Origin of the sequence: Sinosporangium siamense, from assembly GCF_016863435.1 — a bacterium.
Classification (GTDB): domain Bacteria; phylum Actinomycetota; class Actinomycetes; order Streptosporangiales; family Streptosporangiaceae; genus Sinosporangium; species Sinosporangium siamense.
In genome coordinates, this window is sequence record NZ_BOOW01000037.1 from 34413 (window position 1) to 54114 (window position 19702).

Sequence of the window (19702 nt, forward strand, 5' to 3'; positions counted from 1 at the left end):
GGCGCTTCAGGGGTTGGCAGGGGCCTCCGTGGTGTTCTGCCCTGCGGCGGAGTCTTCCGCCTCCTTGGCGGCGGCCTGCCGGAGATCGGCTGCCTCCCTGCGAATCAGGATCAGCCAGCCGCCAACCGCGATGCCGATGAAAAGCCACCACTGCACCCCATAAGCGAGGTTCAGCCCCCCGCCGCCACCCACATCCGGCGGCGGCACAGGCTCAGGCGCGGCGGCGATGGCCGGGCTCTGCTCGGTCAGATCGACATATCCGACAGGCATCTTGTACGGCATGCGCCCGCCGATGGCCGGCACATCGATCAGCAGGACCTGCCCCGGCGGCAAGCCGGCGCGGTTTCGGATGCCGCTGCTCTCCTCGGTCTCGCTCAGCCGCAGCCGCCCGGTGACGGCGACCTGGCCGGCTGGGGGCGGCGGCACGTCGGGGACGGCATCAGCGCTCGCGCCGGCCTTGACCCAGCCCCGGTTCACGAGCACGGCCTGCCCCTGGCCGGTGATCAGCGGGGTCAGCACGTAGAAGCCGGTCTGGCCGTTTTGCGGACGGCGGCGGACCAGGGTCTGGTTGCTTACGTCGTATGTGCCGGTCGCCGTCACGGTGCGAAACTTGTCACCGGGCTCCGCCGTACCCCCCTCCGGGAGGAGCGACCCGATCGGCACCGGGGCCGCCGCGAGGTTGCCGGTCGCCAGGTCGGTGGCGGACGACTGCTCCTCATATCGGCCGAACTGCCACTGCCCGAGCAGCACGAACGCCGGGATGACCAGCAGCACCACGACGTGGAGCACCAGCCAGCGCGGAGTCAAGAGGAACCGGTACACGTCCCCAGCGTAGGTGCCGGGGGGACCGGTCCCGTCACTGCGTCGGAGGCTTCCGGACCTGCGGGGTCTTGGGGGAAACAGGATCCCGGACGGGCGTGACCTCGCGCGGACCGGCGAGCTCGTGGCCCTCGGCACAGCGGAACTGCTGGTGGATCGGCGCGCCGCAGCCCCGGTGAGTGAGCACCATGGGCGGACCGTTCTGCTCCGCGAGGTGACGATCACCCCAATGCATAAGCGCGACCATGATCGGATAGAGGTCCAGCCCCTTTTGGGTCAGCCGGTATTCGTCGCGCTTGCGTTGCCCCGGCTCGCGGTACGGCTCCTTGGCCAGCAACCCCTCGTCGACCAGGCGGGCCAGCCTCGCGCTCAGCACCTGTCGGGGGGCTCCTGTGCCCTGGTGGAGATCGGCGAAACGGCGCACCCCGTTGAACGCTTCGCGCAACACGAGGAAGGTCCACTTCTCGCCAACGATGCCCAGAGTGCGCTGAATCGAACAGCCCTGCACCTGGTGAGGCCCGGTCATGTCCGAATGGTAGGTCGTTCTTCGGGGGTGTTCGGTCATGTGGGTAAGATCTTGTGGGCTTTCCTTCCCGATCACAATCCGGCAAGGTGGTTTGTCGCCATGAGATCCAGGGTGATCTTCAGAAAGCCACACATGGTAGGCAAAACCAGCTTATGTTTGCGGAACAACGTTCTGTTAGCTCACCATTGAGTGTGTGAAGAGTGTCAAGAACGGACGCGATGGGCGAAGCCGCATCATAGAAGGTGCACTCCGGCGTTTCAGTCAAGACGGTGTTTCGGCCACGACCCTGGCCAGCCTCCGAGAGGAGAGCGGCGTCAGCGTCGGCAGTTTCTACCACCACTTTGCCAGCAAAGAACACGTCTACGGCGTGCTCTACGCGGAGACCCAGGCGATGTACCAAAGCGCCTTCGTCACAGAGCTGGAAAAGCACGCGAGCGCCCGCGACGGCATCCGCGCCATCGTGGCCCTCCACATGGCCTGGTGCGGCGAACACCCCGAACGTGCCCGCCTGCTTATCAGCGAACGCCCGCCCCGCCGCCACGAGCCGGGCGGCACCGAGGTCTCCGAACAACGCCGCGCCTTCTTCCGCCAGGTATCGGAGTGGTGGCTGCCCCACACCGAGGCCAGGCTGCTCCCGCCCATCCACGCGACCATGTGTTATGTGCTCTGGCTCGGCCCCGCTCAGGAGATGTGCCGCCTGTGGTTCGCCGGCGCACACCAGCCCACCCCCGAGGAGATCGAGTCCCTCTGCGACGCCGCCTGGCTCAGCCTGCGCGTCCCCGGTGCCCCTGGCGAGTAAGTCACCCCCCGGCCCGCCGGCGATCCCGGTGCTGCCGCTCACAGCGCCGCCGCCGACAACCCCTCCCACGTCAACGAGGTGACCGCCAAGCGGGCTCGCACCGCCGCCCGCCCCCTACGGCACAGCCGGCCCCACCCCGGCACCGCCCGCTCACCACGCCGATGTGTGGCTACCCCGGCGCTCCACCCCCCACGGTTCCGTACGGCAAAGCCAGTGCACCCGCGACCTTGATCGGTGGCCGCGCGCGGCCCACTCCTGCACGTAGCACCCGGTCGCGGCGTCCATCCCGCTCAAGCGTCCGCTGCGGTGCCCTAGCCGCGAGGTGCCTTGTGTATGTGAACAATTCCCTCGCCAGAACGTGTCCTGCTCTCGGCCGCTCAATTCACCACTGAGCCCACCAGCGAAGGGCTTCCCCGCCGCGTCGCCCCGGAACTGCGCAAATCAGGACCCAACGCCCGTCGGTATGTAGCGCGGTGTGCCGATTCCACTACCCCGGCCGACATGACTTTCCCACCACGTCGGCGGAAGACCGCTCCCTCACTCCGCACCCGTGGCATGATTATCACTTCCACAAGACCGTAATGGTTTTCATAGTCAGATTGGAATCCAGTCGTGAGGGTTGCGTTCGTCGGCAAGGGCGGTAGCGGCAAGACGACCATGTCCGCGCTGTTCGCCAGGTATACGGCGCTCCGGGGTGGTCCCGTCGTCGCGATCGACGCGGACATCAACCAGCATCTCGGCATGGTCCTAGGAGTCGCAGACAACGAGATGCCGAAGCCGCTCGGCAGCCATCTCACCGAGATCAAAGACTTCCTCCGGGGCGACAACCCGCTCATCGAGAGTGCCGCCGCCATGGTGAAGACCACCCCGCCCGGCCGCGGCTCCCGGCTGCTCCGGCTCGACGGGGACGACTCCGTCCACGAGCGGTTCGCCGTCACCACCGCCGAGGGGGTGCGGCTCATGGTCACCGGCCCCTTCGCCGAGTCCGACCTAGGCGTGTCCTGCTATCACTCGAAGGTCGGCGCGGTCGAGCTCTACCTCAACCACCTGGTCGACGGTCCGGGCGAATACGCCGTGATCGACATGACCGCGGGGGCCGACTCCTTCGCGTCGGGGTTGTTCACCCGGTTCGACCTCACGGTGCTCGTCGCCGAGCCCAGCCGCCAGGGCGTCGGCGTCTACCGGCAATACCGCGACTACGCCGCCGACTTCGGGGTGTCCATCGTGGTCGTCGGCAACAAGGTGCAGGGGCCGGACGACGTGGCCTTCCTCCGGGACCAGGTGGGCGACGACCTGTTCGCCTGCTTCGAGCACTCGGCCGCGGTCCGCGCCATGGAGCAGGGCCGCCCGTTCACCCTGAGCGACCTGGAGCCCGCCAACCTCGACGGCCTGGCCCGGCTGCTGGACCGCGTGGACACCCAGCCGAAGGACTGGGAGACCTTCGGCCGCCAGACCGTGGAGTTCCACCTGCGCAACGCCGAGGCATGGGCCAACCGCGCCACCGGCGCCGACCTGAAGTCCCAGATCGACCCCTCGTTCGTCTACGGCCCCGCCGCCTTGGCCCTCACCGGCTGACCACCCCTCCGAGCCCCTCGGCCCCGCACCCCACCGGCCGACCACCCCTCCGAGACGCCCGGCATCGCGCCTCACAGGCTGACCATGCCTCCGAGACACCCGGCCCCGCACCCCACCGGCCGACCACCCCTCCGAGACACCCGGCATCGCGCCTCACAGGCTGACCACCCCTCCGGAGACACCCGGCCCCGCCGCCTCCCGGCACGCACAACCTCGGCACCATGACCGCCGCCCCTGCGAGGCGGCGACCGCCCCTGCCGAGCCGGACCGAAAACTGTGACGCTCGCGGAGGCCGGCGGTGGCTGGGCCTAGCGCTCGTCCGAGGAGGGGTCGTCCACCGTGACGCTCACGGAGGTCGAAGGTGTCCTATTTCCCGGCCGTATGGTGCACCGCTCGTCCATGGAAAGTCTTTGCCGCGCTTGCTCCACCACCGTCCGGCACCTTGATGACTCCCCGAAACTGACTCCCCGAACGCCGGGTGTCCTACCCGAACAGTGAAAGTTGTCCCTCCCCGGCAAGGCTGTTGCGGTGTTTCTTGAGGTGGCGCCACTGGGGAAGGTCGTCGAGATATGACCACGAAAGTCGATGATGCGGCGTAGGCCCGAGTTCGGCCAGTGCTGCCTGGTGGACAGGGGAGGGGTAGCCCGCGTTGTCGGCGAAGCCGTACTCCTCGTGGCCGAGGGTGGCCATGTGCGTGTCGCGGCGCACCTTGGCGACCACCGAGGCCGCGGACACGGACACGCAGGTGAGGTCGGCCTTGATCTCGGTGCGCACGGCCCACGGGGAGCCGAGGTAGTCGTGTTTGCCGTCGAGGATCACGACGTCCGGCCGCACCGGGAGGGCCTCAAGCGCTCGGCGTGCGGCGCGGCGCAGGGCCTCGGTCATGCCGAGTTCGTCGATCTCGGCCGGGGAGGCGTCGCCGCAGGCGTGGGCGACGGCCCAGGCGGCCACCTCGGCGGCGAGGGAGACACGGCGCGCGGGGGAGAGCAGTTTCGAGTCGGTGAGCCCGGCCGGCGGTTCGGACAGGTCGGTCACGACAGCGCAGACGGTGACGGGGCCCGCCCAAGCGCCGCGGCCGACCTCGTCGACTCCGGCGATCACCGTGGACGGGTTGGACCGGAGGAGATGCTCAATGGCGTAGGTGGGGGCCACGAGCGCAGACCCTAGCGGAAGCCCAGGCTCACCGAGTCGATGTCGCCGGCAAGCCCGTGAGCGGCCATGTGGAGGGCGCGCAAGGTGACCGAGACGGAGGGCCGGTTGATGCTGGAACGCCGGGCGACGGCCAAGATGACGCGGCCCGAGTGGTTGCTGGGCAAATGCCGTACGGTGATCCCGCGCACGCCGGCGGCGAGCACCAGGCCGGGCACGGCGGCGATGCCGAGCCCCTTGGCGACGAGGACGAGCAGCGTGCCGAGTCCCTCGAACTCCCAGGGAACGGGCGGTGTGCCGCCGACTTCGGCGAGGAGCCGGTCGAAGTTGGAGCGGGAGGGTTCGCCCGCGGGGGCGGCCATCCAGGGTTCGTTGCGCAGGGTGGTGATGTCGACGAGTCCCTCACCTTTCGCCAGCGGATGCTTGTTGGGGACGACCAACACAAGCGGGTCATGCAAGAGTGGGAACACGCGAAGCGTGGAGGAATGCCGGTCCGGCCGGTCGCCATCCCATATGTCAACTAAGGCAATGTCGGCTTCGCCGGATTGCACCTCCCGGATCGCCTGTTGTGATCGACCTTGCCGCATGCTCAAGGTAAGGGAATCGTGGCGCCGCAGGGCACGCGCCACCAAGGGGGCAAAGGCGACGGCGCCGGTGGGAAAGGCGGTGATGACGACCCGTCCGCTGGGCGTGCTGACATGAGAGGTCAGATCGTATTCAGCTTCTTCCACCATCGACAGGATGGTTTCCGCGTGCTTCACCAGCCTGCGCCCGGCGTCGGTGAGCTCGGCACTGCGTGCGGTGCGGTCGAGCAAAGCCGCGCCTGTCTCGCGTTCCAGCTCGGCCAATTGCTGGGATACGGCCGAGGCACTATACCCCAGTGCCGCGGCCGTCGCCGCGATACTTCCACGACGGGCAAATTCGCAGATCAGGGCGAGTCTACGTAAATCTAGCATCGGTTCTCCTTATGCCTACCCCCGAAAACCCTCGCTTGCGATGATGCCGGTCGGCCCTCACTCTTGGTCGTGTCCGACGTAACAATGTTCAGCTGCAAACGACGCCAACAATGCACTGCGAAGTGAGGGCCGCGTGGCTGATTGCTTTGTCGTCGTCCCGGGGCCCGCATGGGGTGGGGCTTGGTTCACGACCGACACTCCGTTTCCGATCGCAGGTCACGCGAGGTGGCATGTGCTGACGGATCCGAGGTTAAGCAGTCCACCGGGCGGCAGGCAATCGGTGCGCTGATCAGGCGGCGGCCGGCCGGACAGGCGTTGAACAACTCAAGCGATGAGCACTTCTCATAAACGAGAACCTTCTCATTAAACGAGAACCTTCTCATAAAACAATCCCTCGCCGAACCCGGCACCCAACCTGCCGGGCCCGGCGAACCTGCACGGTGAATGAGCACGGTGAACAAGCAGAGGGCGAACAGCCCACCGGTGAACAGAGCGACCACCGGTAGAGCTGAGCCGAAGGTTCAAAAGACATCCGATGAACCATGTTCTGTGAACCATGCCGGAGAAACGTGTGTAAAGCGTGCCCTGCAAACGTGCGCGGCAAAATGGGAAGAATGAGAAGTCTGTTCGCAGAATAAGGATGTTACCGGTAGAAGCAAGGGGTTGCCCGATGAATGTCTCCCACTCCGCCACTCTTGCGGCCAACGAGGAGCTCCAACGAAGACGAGGATCCGGGGAGCGGGTGCTCAATCTCGCCTTCGGTGAGGCCGGCCTACCCGTCCACCCGGCGCTCCGGGAGCGTCTATCGGAGGCCTCCGGACACAACGGCTACGGCCCCGTAGCCGGAATCCCCGCCCTGCGGGAGGCCGCGGCGGGTTACTGGGAGCGCAGAGGGCTGTCCACGGATCCCGAGTTAGTGGTGTGTGGCCCGGGCAGCAAGTCCCTGCTCTACGGGCTGCTCCTCGCGATCGGCGGCGACGTCGTGCTGCCCAAGCCGAGCTGGGTGAGCTACGCGGCGCAGGCGGAGATGGTGAGGGCACGCCCGATATTGCTTCCGGCGCCCCCGGGCGAAGGGGGGGCGCCGGAGCCCGACCGCGTGGCCGAGGCGGTGCTCGCCGCGCGTGCGCAGGGCCGCACCGTCGGCTCCCTGCTCATCACGCTGCCCGACAACCCCAGCGGCACGCTGGTGCGCCCGGGCACGGTGAAGCGGCTGGTCCAGGTCGCACGCGAGCTCGACCTCGTCATCATCTCCGACGAGATCTACCGCGACCTGGTGCACGACAACCTGGCGGGCTACCTGAGCCCGGCCGATCTGGCCCCTGAGCGCACGGTGGTCACCACCGGCCTCAGCAAGAACCTCGCCCTCGGCGGCTGGCGCATCGGCGCCGCCAGGCTTCCCGACCGCGCCCACGAGCTGCGCACCAAGCTGCTCGGCGTGGCCAGCGAGATCTGGTCGTGCCCGGCGACACCCGTGCAGGAGGTGGCGGCCTACGCCTTCACCGAGCCGCCGGAGCTGCGCGAGCGGGTGGTCGAAAGCCGCAGGCTGCACGGGACGGTGGCCCGCGCGGTGCACGCGAGGTGCATCCGGGCCGGCGCGGCGGTGGCGCCACCACAGGGAGGTTTCTACCTCTATCCCGACTTCGGCCCGCTCCGTGCCCGGTCCGATCTGCGCACCAACGCCGACCTCGCGGCCATGCTGCTGGAGAAGCACGGCGTCGGTGTGCTGCCGGGGCACGTCTTCGGCGACGATCCGGCCGCGATGCGGGTGCGGCTGGCCACGAGTCTGCTGTACGGCGAGACCAGCGAGCGTCGCCTGACCGCGCTCGCGAGCAGCGACCCTTTGTCGCTGCCCTGGATTTCCGACGCGCTCGACCACCTGACCGAGGCGCTGTCGGATCTGGTTGTACCAAGGCCGGGGGGAACACGGCTTCGGCACCACTCGCTGGTGTCCGACGTCGCCTCCGGTTGATCGGGGGCCCACCCGGCGTTCGGCGTCGTTCTGAGGGGGAGCTTCGCAAAGACGCCGGGTGGCCTAATCGCCGCTCCCCGGGGCCGCTCCCCGGCGGGGCGGCGATCCCCAGGAAGATCGACAGCCCGGCCGGTCGAACCGGCCGGGCTGTCTTCTGGCTGGCTTGTGGATGGTGCGTGTACCGCCCGGGGAAGAATTGCGGCTTCGACCGGCGGAACGGTGGCGTCGACGCTGACGCTCGGTTACCGACCTCTTACGCCGAAGGGACGAGCCTTCGGCGTTTCGACGTGCTACGGTCACGACCGCCCCCGCAGTCCTGGGGCCATGCCCGCTGGTTATGGCCAGCATGGCCCCCGGCGTTCAACAGGGGATCAACGGCGAATAAATGCCCTGTAACCCATCTAGGTGGGCGGCTACCAGGACAAGCGATCGGTCACGCGTGTCCGTCGCCGTCCGGCTGCATCGGGGGGCGTACGGGCGGTGTACGAGCACGTCTTTGGAGTAACCACGGTTGGATCTACAATTTAGCTACAAAATTTCCCATTGGTAGTGGAGAAAATAGGAATGGCTGGTCAGGGCAGCGAAGCCGGGCTGCGCTTCGCCGTACTAGGCCCTGTCCAGGCGTGGCGGGACGGGAGAGAGCTGGATCTCGGCACACCGCTCCAGCGCTCGATTCTCGCGATGCTGCTCCTGAAGGAAGGCCGCGCCGTCTCCCCATCGGAGATGATCGACGCGGTGTGGGGGGAGGACGCCCCGCCACGAGCACTCGGCGCGTTGCGCACATATGTGTCCCGTCTCCGTGCCGTTCTTGAACCGGATCGTTCGCCCCGCTCCCGGCCCGAGCTCCTTACCTCCGTCGGCCGCGGTTACGCGCTCCGGGTGGGCGACGACTCCCTCGACCTCACCCGTTTCGAACGCGGCGTCGGCGTCGCCGAGAACGCGCGCCGCGACGGCGACCTCGCGGGCGCCGCGGTGAACCTGCGTGAGGCGCTGGACCTCTGCGGCGGCGAGCCGCTGGCGGGCGCGGTCGGCCCCTATGCCGACCACCAGCGCGAACGGCTGGCCGAGCGCCGCGTCAACGTCGTCGAGACCCTGATGGACCTCGACCTCGAACTCGGCCGCCACACCGAGGTCGTCGCCGAACTCCTCGTGCTCACCGCCGAACACCCCCTGCGTGAGCGGCTGCGCGCCCAGCTCATGCGCGCGCTCTACCGCTGCGGCAGGCAGGCCGAGGCACTGGCCGTCTTCACCGACACGCGCAAAGCGCTCATCGAAGAGCTCGGCATCGAGCCGGGCCCGGAGCTGACCTCGCTCCACCAGCGCATCCTCGCCGCCGACCCCACACTCGCCCACCAGGAGCAGCCGCGGCCGGCCGCCCACGAGGAGATCACGCTCACCGCGGCTCCGGCCAAGGCCGAGGCCGACGCCGTGCCCGATATGCCGCGCCCGGCGCAGCTGCCCGCGGCGGTGACCGACTTCACCGGCCGCCAGGCCATCATCGGCCACCTGATCAAGCTTCTGTCGTCCGGCGAGGCCGAGGGGGTGCCGGTCGCGGCGATCTCCGGCATAGGCGGGGTGGGCAAGACCACGCTCGCCGTGCACGTCGCGCACGCCCTGCACGCCCGGTTCCCCGACGGACAGCTCTACGCTGACCTGCGGGGATATGCCCAGGAGCCGGCCGCGCCCGAGTCGGTGCTCGCCGGGTTCCTCCGGGCGCTCGGCATGCCCGCCGACCTGGTGCCCGAGGGGCTGGCCGAGCGGTCGGCGCTGTTCCGCTCGCTGCTCGCCGACCGGCGCATCCTGCTGCTGCTCGACAACGCCAAGGACACCGAGCAGGTGCACATGCTGCTCCCCGGCACCCCGGGATGCGCCGCCATCGTCACCAGCCGCGGCAAACTCGCCGACCTGACCGCGGCCCGGCTGGTCGACCTCGACGTGATGAAGCCCGACGAGGCGCTGTCGCTGTTCACCGCCGTGGCCGGGCCCGAGCGTGTGGGGGCCGAGCGCGCCGCCGCGATGGACGCGGTCGCGGCGTGCGGTTTCCTGCCGCTGGCCGTGCGCATCCTGGCGGCCAGGCTGACCGCGCGGCCGGCGTGGACGGTGGCGTCCCTGCTCGGCCGGCTCGCCGACGAGCGCCGCCGGCTCGACGAGTTCAAGGTCGGTAATCTCGCGGTGGACGCGACCTTCGCCCTCGGATATGGGCAGCTGGATCCGTTGCAGGCCCGCGCGTTCCGGCTGCTCTCCCTGCCGAACGGGCCGGACATCTCGGTGGGGGCGGCGGCCGCGGTGTTGTCGCTCAGCCAGTTCGAGGCCGAGGACGTGCTTGAGTCGCTCGTCGACACCAGCCTGCTTGAGGCGTCCGCGCCCGGACGTTACCGCTTCCACGATCTGCTGCGGCTCTTCGCCCGGCGCAAGGCCGAGCACACCGAGTCGCCGCCGATGGTCGAGCGGGCCATGCGCGGACTGCTCGGCTACTATCTCGCCTCGGCGCGCTCGGCGCACCGGCTGGCCTACGAGGGCAGCATCATCGCCGACCGCCTCGCCGTCGTCGGCACCGGCCGCGCGTTCCTGTCGGCCGACGAGTCCATGGCGTGGCTCACCGACGAGGCCGAGTCGCTGTTCGCCGCCATCGGCCACACCGTGTCGGCCGCCACCACCCCCGAGACGCTGCTGCCCACGGCCGATCTGCTGCTCGCGATGGAGCCGCTGCTTGAGTCCGGCACGCACCTGCACGAGTTCGACCGGCTCGCCCGGCAGGTCATGACGGTCTCGCACCGCCTCAAGGCACCCGCGAGCGAGCTGCGCGCCCGCTATGTGCTGGCGCGCGTGTTGTTCGGCGTCAACCAGCTCGCCGAGGCCGGCGACCACTTCCAGGCGGCCTACGACCTCGCCGGCGAGATCGGCGACAACATCATCACAGGTGAGCTGCTCAGCGGCATGGCCGTCGTCGCCGGCCGGCAGCGGCGCCACCACGAGGCGCTGGTGCTGTGGGACCGCGCCGCCACTGCCTACCGTGAGCAGGGGGTGCCCGCCGGCGAGGCGCTCGTGCTCAGCTACTCGGTGCGCGACCACCTCGGGCTCGGTCACGCCATCGACGCCATCACCGCGGCCGAGCGGGGCCTTGCCATCTTCACGGAGTTCGGCAGCGGCGCCGGCACCGCGCGAGCCCGCTACCACCTCGGCATCGTGCTGTCCCGCGTCGGCCGCCTCAACGAGGCCGTGCACCACCACGCCGAGTGTCTCGCCTTCTTCCGTGCCAGCAATCAGCGTGTGTGGGAGCAGCGGGTGTGCTTCCGGCTCGCGGAGACCTTCCTCGCCGCGGAGCGTTTCTCCGACGCCGTGCGCCACGCCGAGCAGGCGCTGGCGGTCAGCCATGAGATCGGTCATCCGTACGGCGAGGCCCAGGCCCTAGGAGTGCTCGGGCGGGCTTACGCCGGCCTCGGCAGCACCACGCGAAGCAGAGAGTGCCTCAGACGCGCCTACGACATATTTGCTCGAATCGGCGCCCCAGAGGCAGAGGATCTCAGGGTCCTCCTCAATCTCGGCGTAGGCGACTGAAACCTGGTACGAACCCTCGATGTCCAGCCCGGAGAACAGGTCGTCGTCTATCCGCGTCATCCGTATGTGGTTGATCAACGTCGATCCCCGTTCCATTCGGTGATGGCATTAAATAGAGGCGGCGTTTCAGACGGGAGAAGTACGGTAGTTCAGTGGCGTTCCCCAAACGCCACTGAACCCCGTCCGTGCATCCGCGGACCCAACCTCCGCGAACGTGGTCCGGCCGATCGTCTGACCACCACTTGGCGCCAGGGGGCCCGTGTTACCGGATGCGCCTTGCGGCGGCTAGCCGCCTCACATCGACGACCGGCCGGACTGTGGAACGAGTCCCCGAACCCCCCGGGCTCGTCTCCACGCTCAGAAGCCTCGCCTAACGCGGTTGACGTCCGATTGACAGATGATTGACGCTGACTGACCTGCTCAGATAAGAAATCCCTCGGCGATCAGCGGGCGGATCGCCGCAGGAGCCGCAGGCTCCCCTTCGGTGAGTTCGGCGATGGCGGCCAGCAGGGGCGCGAGCGGCAATTCACCGTCGCACACGCTCGCGAGCGCGGCCTCGACCGTGCCCACCCGGCGTGTACGCCGAAGGCCCCTTGTCTGGTGAAAGATGATATGTGTGGGATCGTCGGCACCGGGCGGGCCGGTGCGCTCCTCGACGACGCCCTCCGCGACACGCAGGCACGCCGCCATGAGCTCCTCGTCGGACAGGCGATGCGCGGCGCCGACGGCGTCGAGCACCTCCTGCACATAAGCGCCGACCGGCAGCTCGACCCGCTGCGTCAGCTCCTCCACCCGCACGACCGGGTCGAGCGTGCCGGAGTCGTGCAGGGTGATCCACCCGAACCCCACACCCTCCACCCCAAGCTCCTCAAACCACCCGAGCCACGTGTCATAACGCTCCCGATAGGCAGCTGTGCCCTGCTCGGCGGAGTCCCGCAGCCACAGCTCCACATACTCCGCGGGGTCCTGCGCGTCCCGTTGTACGGCCCAGCCGTCGAGGCCGGTCTCCGTGAGCCAGCCGCCGACCCGGTCACGCCAGTCCTCGCCCTTGACGTGCAGCCAGTTGGCGAGGATCGCGGCGTGGCCGCCGGGGGCGAGGTGGCGGGGCGCCAGACGCATCAGGTCGCGGCAGAAGTCGTCGGCGTGCTCGCCGGTCTCCCTATAGGTGAAGCGGCCGCTCGGCGCGATGACGAACGGCGGGTTGGATACCACCAGGTCGAAACGTTCCCCGGCGACCGGTTCGAAACCGGAGCCGAGCCGCGCCTCGGCGTTGTTCACGCCGGACAGCCGCCAGCTCAGCTCGGCCAGCTCCAGGGCTCGCGGGTTGACGTCCGTGGCGGTGATCCGGCCGGTGCGGCCGGCCAGGTGGAGCACCTGCACACCGCATCCGGTGCCGAGGTCGAGCGCCGTGTCGGCCTGCCGCACCGGCACAAGCTGCGCGAGGTTGGCCGAGGCGCCGCCGGCGCCCACCACGTGGTCGGCGCGCAGCGCGGGGTCGCCGGGCCGCACCTTGGGGTCGGACACCACGTAGCCCCCTGTCTCCCAGGGGCGCACGTGGACGGTCGCGCGGACCTGTGCCCCTTCCGCCGTCAGCAGGCCGGCGGCCAGCAGATCGGGGAGCAGCGGGCCCACCGCGTGCCCCTCGACCGGCGCGCCGAGCCACCAGAGGCGGATCAGCGTGGCGAGCGGGTCGCCGTCGCGCGTGGCCCGCAGGGCGGGCACGAGCTCCTCACGGGAGAGCGCGGTGGCCGCCGTGCGGCCGAGGCGGTCGCGCACGCCGTCGAGGGTGTAGCCGGCTTGCAGGAAGGTCTCACGCAACTGGGCGGGCAAGGAGTTCACCCGGCCATCCTGACATCGGCGTGCGGGTGTCCGTGCTGGTGGTGCGCGGTTCACCGACTTGCGTGGAAAAAACATCACACATGACTCGATATGGTCATTGGCACGGTCCAAGAGGGGTGCGCGTGCGGTGTCGTATTTGGTGATGTTTGATGCTCTTTGGGGTATTTTTCGGACCCCTCCGGCGTGTCTCCGCAATGCCCACGCATACCCATTGATGTGGATAATTCGGACCGATTTTTGTAACGGTCCAATCGCTATTCGGCTGTGAACCGATAGTAATCACTCTGTTACCTTGCGGCGTAAGCGTTCTGCAAGCGGCGCTCAAGTGCGTCGCGCACAATCTGTGATGTGCCGCCCCGTCCCCCTTTAGGAGCGGATCCACCATGATGATCCCTTGCCTCGCCTGCGAGTCCAGGTTCCGGCCTGACGAATATTTCCGTGCCTGCCACGACTACAACCGGAGTATGGACCTCGTCGCATGGACCTGCCCCTGCTGCGGCAACCGTGACGACCTCCGGGTTCTCCCCGGAGAGCTTGGTTTCGGCTATCCCCGCAAAGGGCGTTTCGACGTCCACGACCGCATCCGCGTCCCCGGTCTCCGCCGGCACCGCAAGGAGCTCCGACTCGACATCACCCTGGACACCAATGTCTGGCGTGTCCCCACCCGGCTCCGCCAACTGGTAGGAGCCCGCTGAACGTGACCACCCGCCCCCGAGGGCTGCCCCCGCACCTCGGGCCGGGTGGTCACCCCATGTTCTTGATCCTCCGCGAGAACGGCCGGACGAGTGACGTGAGTGCCCCGATGGCGAACCCTCCCGATGGCGAACCCCCAGTCCCGGCCGGCGGAACTCCCCCGAGGGGACGCCGTGAAGCTGCGCCGGCAGACGACGGTGCCCGGGTCCTCTGATTGAGGGGTTGGCGATGGCTCAGCATTGAGACCCTGCCCGCGCAGACCGTGGCCTCGGTGCGCCGCCACACCGGCCTGGCCGGCATTGGCGCGGCGGCCGGTCCGCCGCGGGAGACCTACCTCAACGACCCGGCCGTGACCCCGGAGGCCGAGCTGCTCACCCAGGTGGCCTATCCCATCCGGTGATGTACGGCATAGCCACCCCGTGACGCGCCGGACGGCGCGTCACGCCGGTGGGTCCTCGTCGAAGCGGGAGACGAACCACGCCGTGAAGGAGGCGGTGACCACCCCGAACAGGCCGATCCCGCTGAGCATGAGCACCGACCCCACCAGGCGGCCCTGCCAGGTGACCGGATAGGTGTCGCCGTAGCCCGTGGTGGTCATGGTGGAGGCGGTCCACCACAGGGCGTCGCCGAAGGTCGTGATGGTGCTGCCGGGCGCGTTCCGCTCGAAGATCAGGGCGGACAGGGAGGCGCTGAATCCGAGCAGGGTCGTGGTCAGCATCGCATACCAGGCGGTCTGGGCGCGCACCCCGAGTCGCCGGCCGCGGTGGGCGATGCCGGCCCGGCTGAGCATCCCCACCACCCGCAGGGGCGCGAGCGGCGGGATCAGGAGGATCGCCAGGTTGAGCACCTGCTTGGCCAGGTAGGCGCCCCGCCGGGGCGCGAGGGCGAACCGTACGGCGAAGTCCACGAGGAACAGCGCCCAGGTGATCAGCAGGACGGCCCGGAAGACGGTGTGCCACACGCGGGGGAGGCCGGGGGCGAGGGCGATCACGGTGAAGGCGCCGAGGAAGAGCAGCGAGAGCACGATCAGCGGCACGTCGGTGCGGCGCTCCCAGGCCGCCAGGCGCGCCACCCGACCCGGGGGAGAGGCCATGTCTCCCCCCTCTCCGTGTCGATCGCGCGGTGCTAAGGCGATGTTACGGAGAGTGAGGGGCTGCCGGTCACGTGGGGGGCACCGTACCGGCCGCGATGTGCGCGAGGGTGATCTCGGTGAGCAGTGTCTCCTCGTGCTCGCGCAGGGCGCTCCACACGTCGGCGAGGGGACGGGCGACGCCGGGATAGCCGCCGTGTTCGCCGTATTCCGGCGCGCCCTCGACCACCGCGATGACGTCGGCCAGCGTGATCTGATCGGCCGGCCGGGCCAGCCAGTATCCCCCTTCGGGTCCCCGCTGGCTGTGGATAAGTCCGGCCCGGCGCAACTGGAGCAGGATGTTGTCCAGGAAGCGCCGGGGGATGTTCTGCGTGGAGGCGATTCTCTCTGCGGGCACCGGTCCGGGCGGTGCGACGGCCAGTTCGGCGACCGCCCGGAGCGCATATTGGGTTCTCGCGGAGATTCGCATGACCGCCTTTCAGTTGCGGACCTGGTGCAGGCCCCATCGGCGGCGCAGTGAGTTGTCCGCCGCCTCGAAGACCATGTCCACCACGATCCCGATGAACAGGATGACGATCATCATGGCCAGCAGTGCCGCCGAGTCCGACAGCTCACGGGCGAAGTGGAGCTGCTCCCCGATGGACGCCTGGTTGGCGATGATGACCAGGAGTTCGCCCGCCATGAGCGAACGCCAGGCGAAGGCCCAGCCCTGCTTGAGCCCGGCGAGGAACGACGGGAGCGACGCTGGCAGGATCACGTGCCGATAGAGCTGGAGCCGCCTGAACCCCAGCATGTGGCCGGCGCGTAGCAGGATCGGCGGCGTGTAGTCGACCCCGGCGATGAGGCCGTTGGCGATGGACGGCGCCGCGCCGAGGACGACCACGAACAGGATCGCCGTCTCGGTCAGGCCGAACAGCAGGATGGACAGCGGGAACCACGCGATCGACGGCATGGTCTGCAGACCGGTGATCAGCGATCCGACGCCGGCCCGCAGCGGCTTGATGCGGGAGACGAGCGCCCCGATGACGAGGCCGATCCCGACCGCGAGGGCGAACCCCGTGAGTGCCCGGCGCATCGTGACGGCGATCGCGCCGTAGAATTCGGGGTCGCCGAGGCGGGCGCCCAGCTCGCCGATGACGGTGAAGGGCCCCGCGAGCACATATTCCGGCCAGCGCCCGCTGAGCACGACGAGCTCCCAGACCGCGAGCACGATGAGCACGGCGATGCTCATCGGCCAGACGCGCCCCCACAGCCGGGCGGCGAGGCTTTTGCGCTGCCCGCCGGCGAGCTCGAGGGCGTCAAGGCCGGCGATCTCCGCCGACAGGCGGTCGGAGCCCTTGGTGGTGGTGGTCTCAACGGTCACGGCGGACCTCCTCTAAGGAACCGGAGGGTGGCTCAACGTGCATGCCGTACCACCTCTTCGCGGAGGTGGCCGGTGATCTCGGCGGCCAGGGAGGCCACGTCGGAAGAGTCGGTACGGCGGGGCCGCGCGAGCGTGACCGGGAAGTCCCGCACGACCTTGCCGGGTCTGCTGCTGAGGAGGATGACGCGGTCGCCGAGGCGTACGGCTTCGCGCACGTTGTGTGTCACGAAGAGCACGGCCAGCGTGCGTTCCCGCCAGATGCGCTCGAGTTCGTCGTGCAGCAGGTCGCGGGTCATGGCGTCGAGCGCGCCGAAGGGCTCGTCCATGAGCAGCACGTCGGCGTCCTGGGCGAGGGAGCGGGCGAGGGCGACACGCTGGCGCATGCCGCCGGACAACTCGTGCGGGCGTTTGTCGCCGAAGCCGCCGAGGTGCACGATCTCCAGGAACTCCTGGGCCTTGGCCCGCCGCTCCTTCTTGTCGAGTTTCTTGGCGCGCAGCGCCATCTCGACGTTGGCCGAGACGGTGAGCCACGGGAAGAGCGCGGGTTCCTGGAACATCAGGGCCACCCGCCGGTCACCCAGTTCGATGGTGCCGGCGCTCGCGGCGTCGAGACCGGCGACGAGCGAGAGCATGGTGCTTTTGCCACAGCCGGAGGCGCCGAGAAGGCAGACGAACTCACCTTGCGCGACGGTGAGGTCGACGTTGTCGAGGGCGAGAAGGCCGCCCTTGCTTGTGCCGTACATCTTGGAGACGCCCGTGAGCCGGACCGCGGGCGAGGTGCCCTCGGTTCGGCTCACGGCGTGCTCCTTGAGCGGAGCTGTCATTTGTCGGCGACTCCCTGCTGTCCCTTTGCGGTGAGGATTTCGTTCAGAACCTTCAGGTCGTAGATGCCGTTGAGGTCGACCGGCTCAAGCAGGCCCACCTTGACGGCGTGGTCGGCGCTTCCCACGAGGGAGGAGGCGATCGGGTCGTTGGTGAAGGTGATGTTCTTGAAGGCGGCGTCTAGGACGTCGGCCTTGAGCGGCTTGCCGGTCAGCTTCTCCAGGGCGGCGTTGACGGTCTGGGCGGAGCCCGCGGGGTCGGCGGCGATCTGGGCGTTGGCCTCGACGTGGGCCTCAAGCAGCTTCTTGACGGTCTCCGGGTGTTGCTTGGCGAACTCCTGGCGCACGATCAGGTGCGTGATCACGAACTGCTTGTTGGGCCACAGGTCGCGCTCGTCGATGAGGACCTCGCCCTTGCTCTCCTTGATGAGGCGGCTGGCGAAGGGCTCGGGCACCCAGGCGCCGTCGATGTCGCCGGTGGCGAAGGTCTGGATGGTCTGCGAGTTCTCCTGCGGGACGATCGAGACGTCGCCGCCGCCCTGGGTGGTGGTCTTGAGGCCCTTCTCCTGGAGGAGGTAGCGCAGTGCGACGTCCTGGGTGTTGCCGAGCTGCGGGGTGGCGATCTTCTTGCCCTTGAGGTCCTCGATGGACTTGATGCCGGGCTTCACCACTAGGTAGACGCCGCCGGAGGCGGAACCTGCGATGATCTTGATGGCCTGGCCCTTGGACCTGGCCCAGGCGTTGATCGCCGGGTTGGGGCCGATGTAGGTCGCGTCGATGGCGCCGGAGAACACCGCCTCGATTGCGGCGGGACCGGCGTTGAAGGTGCTCGTCTTGAGCGCGGTGCCGCTGCCGAGCGCCTTGGTGAACAGCCCCTTCTCCACGCCGACAAGAGCCGTCGAGTGGGTGATGTTGGGGAAGAAGCCGAGTCTGACCTCTTTGGGGGCGGAAGACGTGGAGCCGCCGCCGGTTGTCGTGGTGTTGGTGCCGTCGCCCCCGCAGGCAGCCGCGAGGGTGGTCACCACGATGGCGGCCAGCGCGGCTGCTATCCCGCGAACCCTGCGAGCTCTCATGAACTTCCCCTATTCCTACTAAATAAGTCGGTTATATGTGTATATACGCCTCCAGCGATTGCCTAGTCAACCCGTGGGGAATGCCTGTTATCCGTTCGTGCCATACGGATGGCTCCTGAGCTGGTCAAACGTGAGGGGTGCCCATATCGCGAGGCCCCGAGGACGCGAGCGCCCCGGGACGCTGGTGTCCTCGGGGCGCAGGGAGGGGGCTTAGCGGCAGATCGCGTCGAGCGGCACGGGATCGTGCGGGTCGGCCGCCGTGCCGGGGGACCTCCGCACACCGCGGTCGGTCAGGGCGACGGCGACCTTGTCCTTGATCAGGTAGTAGTCGGGCTCGCCGGTGTTGATCAGCGGCGGCACGAACTGAAGGCTCTTGATCTTGGCCTCCTTGACCCGCTGTGCCAGATCCACCAGGCCCGGCAGGAACTCCTGCGGCAGGTCGGTGGAGATCGCCCCCTTCGCCGCCCGGGCGAGCTCATCGAAACTCCGCAGCACGGTCAGCGGGTCGGCCTGCCTCACCATCGCGTTGATCAGGCACTTTTGCCGCCCCATCCGCACATAGTCGTCGCTGTATGTGCGGGACCTTCCGTACCAGAGCGCCTGCTCGCCCGACAGCCTGCGTGTGCCCGTCGCGATCAGACCCTCGTTGTGGCGGCCGTAGATGATCTGCTCCTTGATCGTGACGGTGACGCCGCCCATCGCATCGATGATCCGGGCGAACCCCTTCATATCGATCATCGCGTAGTAGTCGACCGTCAGACCGAGGATGCCGGCGACGGTGCTCTTGAGGAGCGTCGGCCCGCGCTTGCCGTTGGGCACCCCCGGCACCATGTCCGGGTGGTCCTCGGCGTATTGGTAGACCTCGTTCAGCAACCCGGGGGTGTGCGTGCCCTCACCCGTGAAGCCGAACGGGAACCACTCGCGCGCGGGCCCCGGCGGCATGGGGACGTTCTGCAGGTTTCGCGGCAGTCCGAAAAGCACCGTGTGCCCGTTGTGGGGGTCGATGCTGGCCACAGTGATGCTGTCGGTGCGCACGCCGTAACGGCTCGGCGCGGAGTCCGCGCCGATCAGCAGCAGGTTGACACGCTCGGTGCCCTCCCAGGGGTCGGCCGTGCTCCCGACGGGCACGCCGGGGTTGAAGAGCGAGGTCACAAGGTCGCGGGACACGTAAGCGAGGTGCGCGCCGTAGGCCAGCGGCGCGAGCACCGCGAGGCAGAGCACTGCGGTCAGCACCACCGCCGAGCCCCGGGCGAACCACTTGCGCGCCGGCGGGCGCACGAGCTGGTAGGAGCGGACGATGACCGCGATCCAGATCAACGCGATCACGATCAGCGCGACCATCAGCACGATGAGCCAGCGCGGCTGCACGATCAAGGTCAGCAGGTTTGAGCGGAACACCGTGATCACCGTGAGGACGACGGCGTTCAGCCCGAGGAACAGCGCCATAAGCGCTAATCCCACTTTATTGCGAC

The 19702-nt window shown here is 68.6% G+C and carries 17 protein-coding genes; 6 read left to right on the plus strand and 11 right to left on the minus strand.

Going from position 1 to position 19702, the window contains the following annotated elements; genetic code table 11:
* Positions 1 to 6: 6 nt before the first annotated feature.
* Positions 7 to 822 (minus strand): SURF1 family cytochrome oxidase biogenesis protein, encoded by an 816-nt coding sequence (locus tag Ssi02_RS28395; protein ID WP_204030658.1) that lies wholly within the window; start codon positions 820 to 822, stop codon positions 7 to 9.
* 34 nt (positions 823 to 856) lie between these two features.
* Positions 857 to 1345 carry a winged helix-turn-helix transcriptional regulator gene (locus Ssi02_RS28400; protein WP_204030659.1) on the minus strand — a complete coding sequence of 163 codons (489 nt, stop codon included), beginning with the start codon at positions 1343 to 1345 and terminating at the stop codon, positions 857 to 859.
* A 193-nt stretch (positions 1346 to 1538) separates the two neighbouring features.
* Between Ssi02_RS28400 and Ssi02_RS28405 the strand changes: the two genes are divergently transcribed.
* On the plus strand, positions 1539 to 2144 hold the full coding sequence (locus tag Ssi02_RS28405; RefSeq protein WP_204030660.1) for a TetR/AcrR family transcriptional regulator: 606 nt from the start codon (positions 1539 to 1541) through the stop codon (positions 2142 to 2144).
* Positions 2145 to 2756: 612 nt separating this feature from the next.
* Positions 2757 to 3719 carry an ATP-binding protein gene (locus tag Ssi02_RS28410; protein WP_204030661.1) on the plus strand — a complete coding sequence of 321 codons (963 nt, stop codon included), beginning with the start codon at positions 2757 to 2759 and terminating at the stop codon, positions 3717 to 3719.
* Between the two features lie 483 nt (positions 3720 to 4202).
* On the opposite strand, the gene rnhB is transcribed toward Ssi02_RS28410, so the two are convergent.
* Together rnhB and Ssi02_RS28420 are read right to left on the minus strand one after the other, a co-directional pair.
* Positions 4203 to 4871: a ribonuclease HII gene (gene rnhB, locus Ssi02_RS28415; protein WP_204030662.1), complete on the minus strand. Its 669-nt coding sequence runs from the start codon at positions 4869 to 4871 to the stop codon at positions 4203 to 4205.
* 11 nt (positions 4872 to 4882) lie between these two features.
* The gene (locus Ssi02_RS28420; protein WP_204030663.1) at positions 4883 to 5824 is read right to left on the minus strand and encodes a LysR family transcriptional regulator; all 942 of its coding nucleotides are present in this window, start codon (positions 5822 to 5824) and stop codon (positions 4883 to 4885) included.
* A 670-nt stretch (positions 5825 to 6494) separates the two neighbouring features.
* Between Ssi02_RS28420 and Ssi02_RS28425 the strand changes: the two genes are divergently transcribed.
* Positions 6495 to 7793 (plus strand): pyridoxal phosphate-dependent aminotransferase, encoded by a 1299-nt coding sequence (locus tag Ssi02_RS28425; RefSeq protein ID WP_204030664.1) that lies wholly within the window; start codon positions 6495 to 6497, stop codon positions 7791 to 7793.
* 564 nt (positions 7794 to 8357) lie between these two features.
* Positions 8358 to 11351, plus strand: a complete 2994-nt coding sequence (locus Ssi02_RS28430; protein WP_204030665.1) for an AfsR/SARP family transcriptional regulator — start codon at positions 8358 to 8360, stop codon at positions 11349 to 11351.
* 420 nt (positions 11352 to 11771) lie between these two features.
* Here Ssi02_RS28430 and Ssi02_RS28435 read toward each other — a convergent pair whose 3' ends face one another.
* Positions 11772 to 13190 (minus strand): DUF7059 domain-containing protein, encoded by a 1419-nt coding sequence (locus Ssi02_RS28435; RefSeq protein WP_239129883.1) that lies wholly within the window; start codon positions 13188 to 13190, stop codon positions 11772 to 11774.
* 383 nt (positions 13191 to 13573) lie between these two features.
* Between Ssi02_RS28435 and Ssi02_RS28440 the strand changes: the two genes are divergently transcribed.
* Positions 13574 to 13885 carry a hypothetical protein gene (locus Ssi02_RS28440; protein ID WP_204030666.1) on the plus strand — a complete coding sequence of 104 codons (312 nt, stop codon included), beginning with the start codon at positions 13574 to 13576 and terminating at the stop codon, positions 13883 to 13885.
* 212 nt (positions 13886 to 14097) lie between these two features.
* On the plus strand, positions 14098 to 14283 hold the full coding sequence (locus Ssi02_RS28445) for a hypothetical protein (RefSeq protein ID WP_204030667.1): 186 nt from the start codon (positions 14098 to 14100) through the stop codon (positions 14281 to 14283).
* Positions 14284 to 14322: 39 nt separating this feature from the next.
* Here the strand turns inward: Ssi02_RS28445 and Ssi02_RS28450 are convergent, their stop codons facing one another.
* The 6 genes from Ssi02_RS28450 to Ssi02_RS28475 all read right to left on the minus strand — a co-directional run bounded on the left by Ssi02_RS28450 (position 14323) and on the right by Ssi02_RS28475 (position 19676).
* On the minus strand, positions 14323 to 14976 hold the full coding sequence (locus Ssi02_RS28450; RefSeq protein WP_204030668.1) for a potassium channel family protein: 654 nt from the start codon (positions 14974 to 14976) through the stop codon (positions 14323 to 14325).
* A 67-nt stretch (positions 14977 to 15043) separates the two neighbouring features.
* Entirely contained in the window at positions 15044 to 15442 is a 399-nt protein-coding gene (locus Ssi02_RS28455) for an RrF2 family transcriptional regulator (protein WP_204030669.1), read from the minus strand.
* A 9-nt stretch (positions 15443 to 15451) separates the two neighbouring features.
* Positions 15452 to 16336: an ABC transporter permease gene (locus Ssi02_RS28460; protein ID WP_239129885.1), complete on the minus strand. Its 885-nt coding sequence runs from the start codon at positions 16334 to 16336 to the stop codon at positions 15452 to 15454.
* A gap of 32 nt (positions 16337 to 16368) precedes the next feature.
* On the minus strand, positions 16369 to 17160 hold the full coding sequence (locus tag Ssi02_RS28465; protein WP_204030670.1) for an ABC transporter ATP-binding protein: 792 nt from the start codon (positions 17158 to 17160) through the stop codon (positions 16369 to 16371).
* A complete protein-coding gene (locus tag Ssi02_RS28470) occupies positions 17157 to 18230 on the minus strand; it encodes an ABC transporter substrate-binding protein (RefSeq protein ID WP_204030671.1) in 1074 nt (357 codons plus the stop codon). Before Ssi02_RS28470 ends, Ssi02_RS28465 begins: the two co-directional genes overlap by 4 nt.
* Before the next feature lie 210 nt (positions 18231 to 18440).
* The gene (locus tag Ssi02_RS28475) at positions 18441 to 19676 is read right to left on the minus strand and encodes an LCP family glycopolymer transferase (RefSeq protein WP_239129892.1); all 1236 of its coding nucleotides are present in this window, start codon (positions 19674 to 19676) and stop codon (positions 18441 to 18443) included.
* Between the last annotated feature and the right edge of the window lie 26 nt (positions 19677 to 19702).

Coding starts and splice junctions, on each gene's coding strand:
- Ssi02_RS28465 (WP_204030670.1), bottom strand. CDS start 17,160: ATGACAGCTCCGCTCAAGGAGCACGCCGTGAGCCGAACCGAGGGCACC.
- Ssi02_RS28430 (WP_204030665.1), top strand. CDS start 8,358: ATGGCTGGTCAGGGCAGCGAAGCCGGGCTGCGCTTCGCCGTACTAGGC.
- Ssi02_RS28475 (WP_239129892.1), bottom strand. CDS start 19,676: ATGGCGCTGTTCCTCGGGCTGAACGCCGTCGTCCTCACGGTGATCACG.
- Ssi02_RS28420 (WP_204030663.1), bottom strand. CDS start 5,824: ATGCTAGATTTACGTAGACTCGCCCTGATCTGCGAATTTGCCCGTCGT.
- Ssi02_RS28400 (WP_204030659.1), bottom strand. CDS start 1,345: ATGACCGGGCCTCACCAGGTGCAGGGCTGTTCGATTCAGCGCACTCTG.
- Ssi02_RS28450 (WP_204030668.1), bottom strand. CDS start 14,976: ATGGCCTCTCCCCCGGGTCGGGTGGCGCGCCTGGCGGCCTGGGAGCGC.
- Ssi02_RS28440 (WP_204030666.1), top strand. CDS start 13,574: ATGATGATCCCTTGCCTCGCCTGCGAGTCCAGGTTCCGGCCTGACGAA.
- Ssi02_RS28470 (WP_204030671.1), bottom strand. CDS start 18,230: ATGAGAGCTCGCAGGGTTCGCGGGATAGCAGCCGCGCTGGCCGCCATC.
- Ssi02_RS28425 (WP_204030664.1), top strand. CDS start 6,495: ATGAATGTCTCCCACTCCGCCACTCTTGCGGCCAACGAGGAGCTCCAA.
- Ssi02_RS28455 (WP_204030669.1), bottom strand. CDS start 15,442: ATGCGAATCTCCGCGAGAACCCAATATGCGCTCCGGGCGGTCGCCGAA.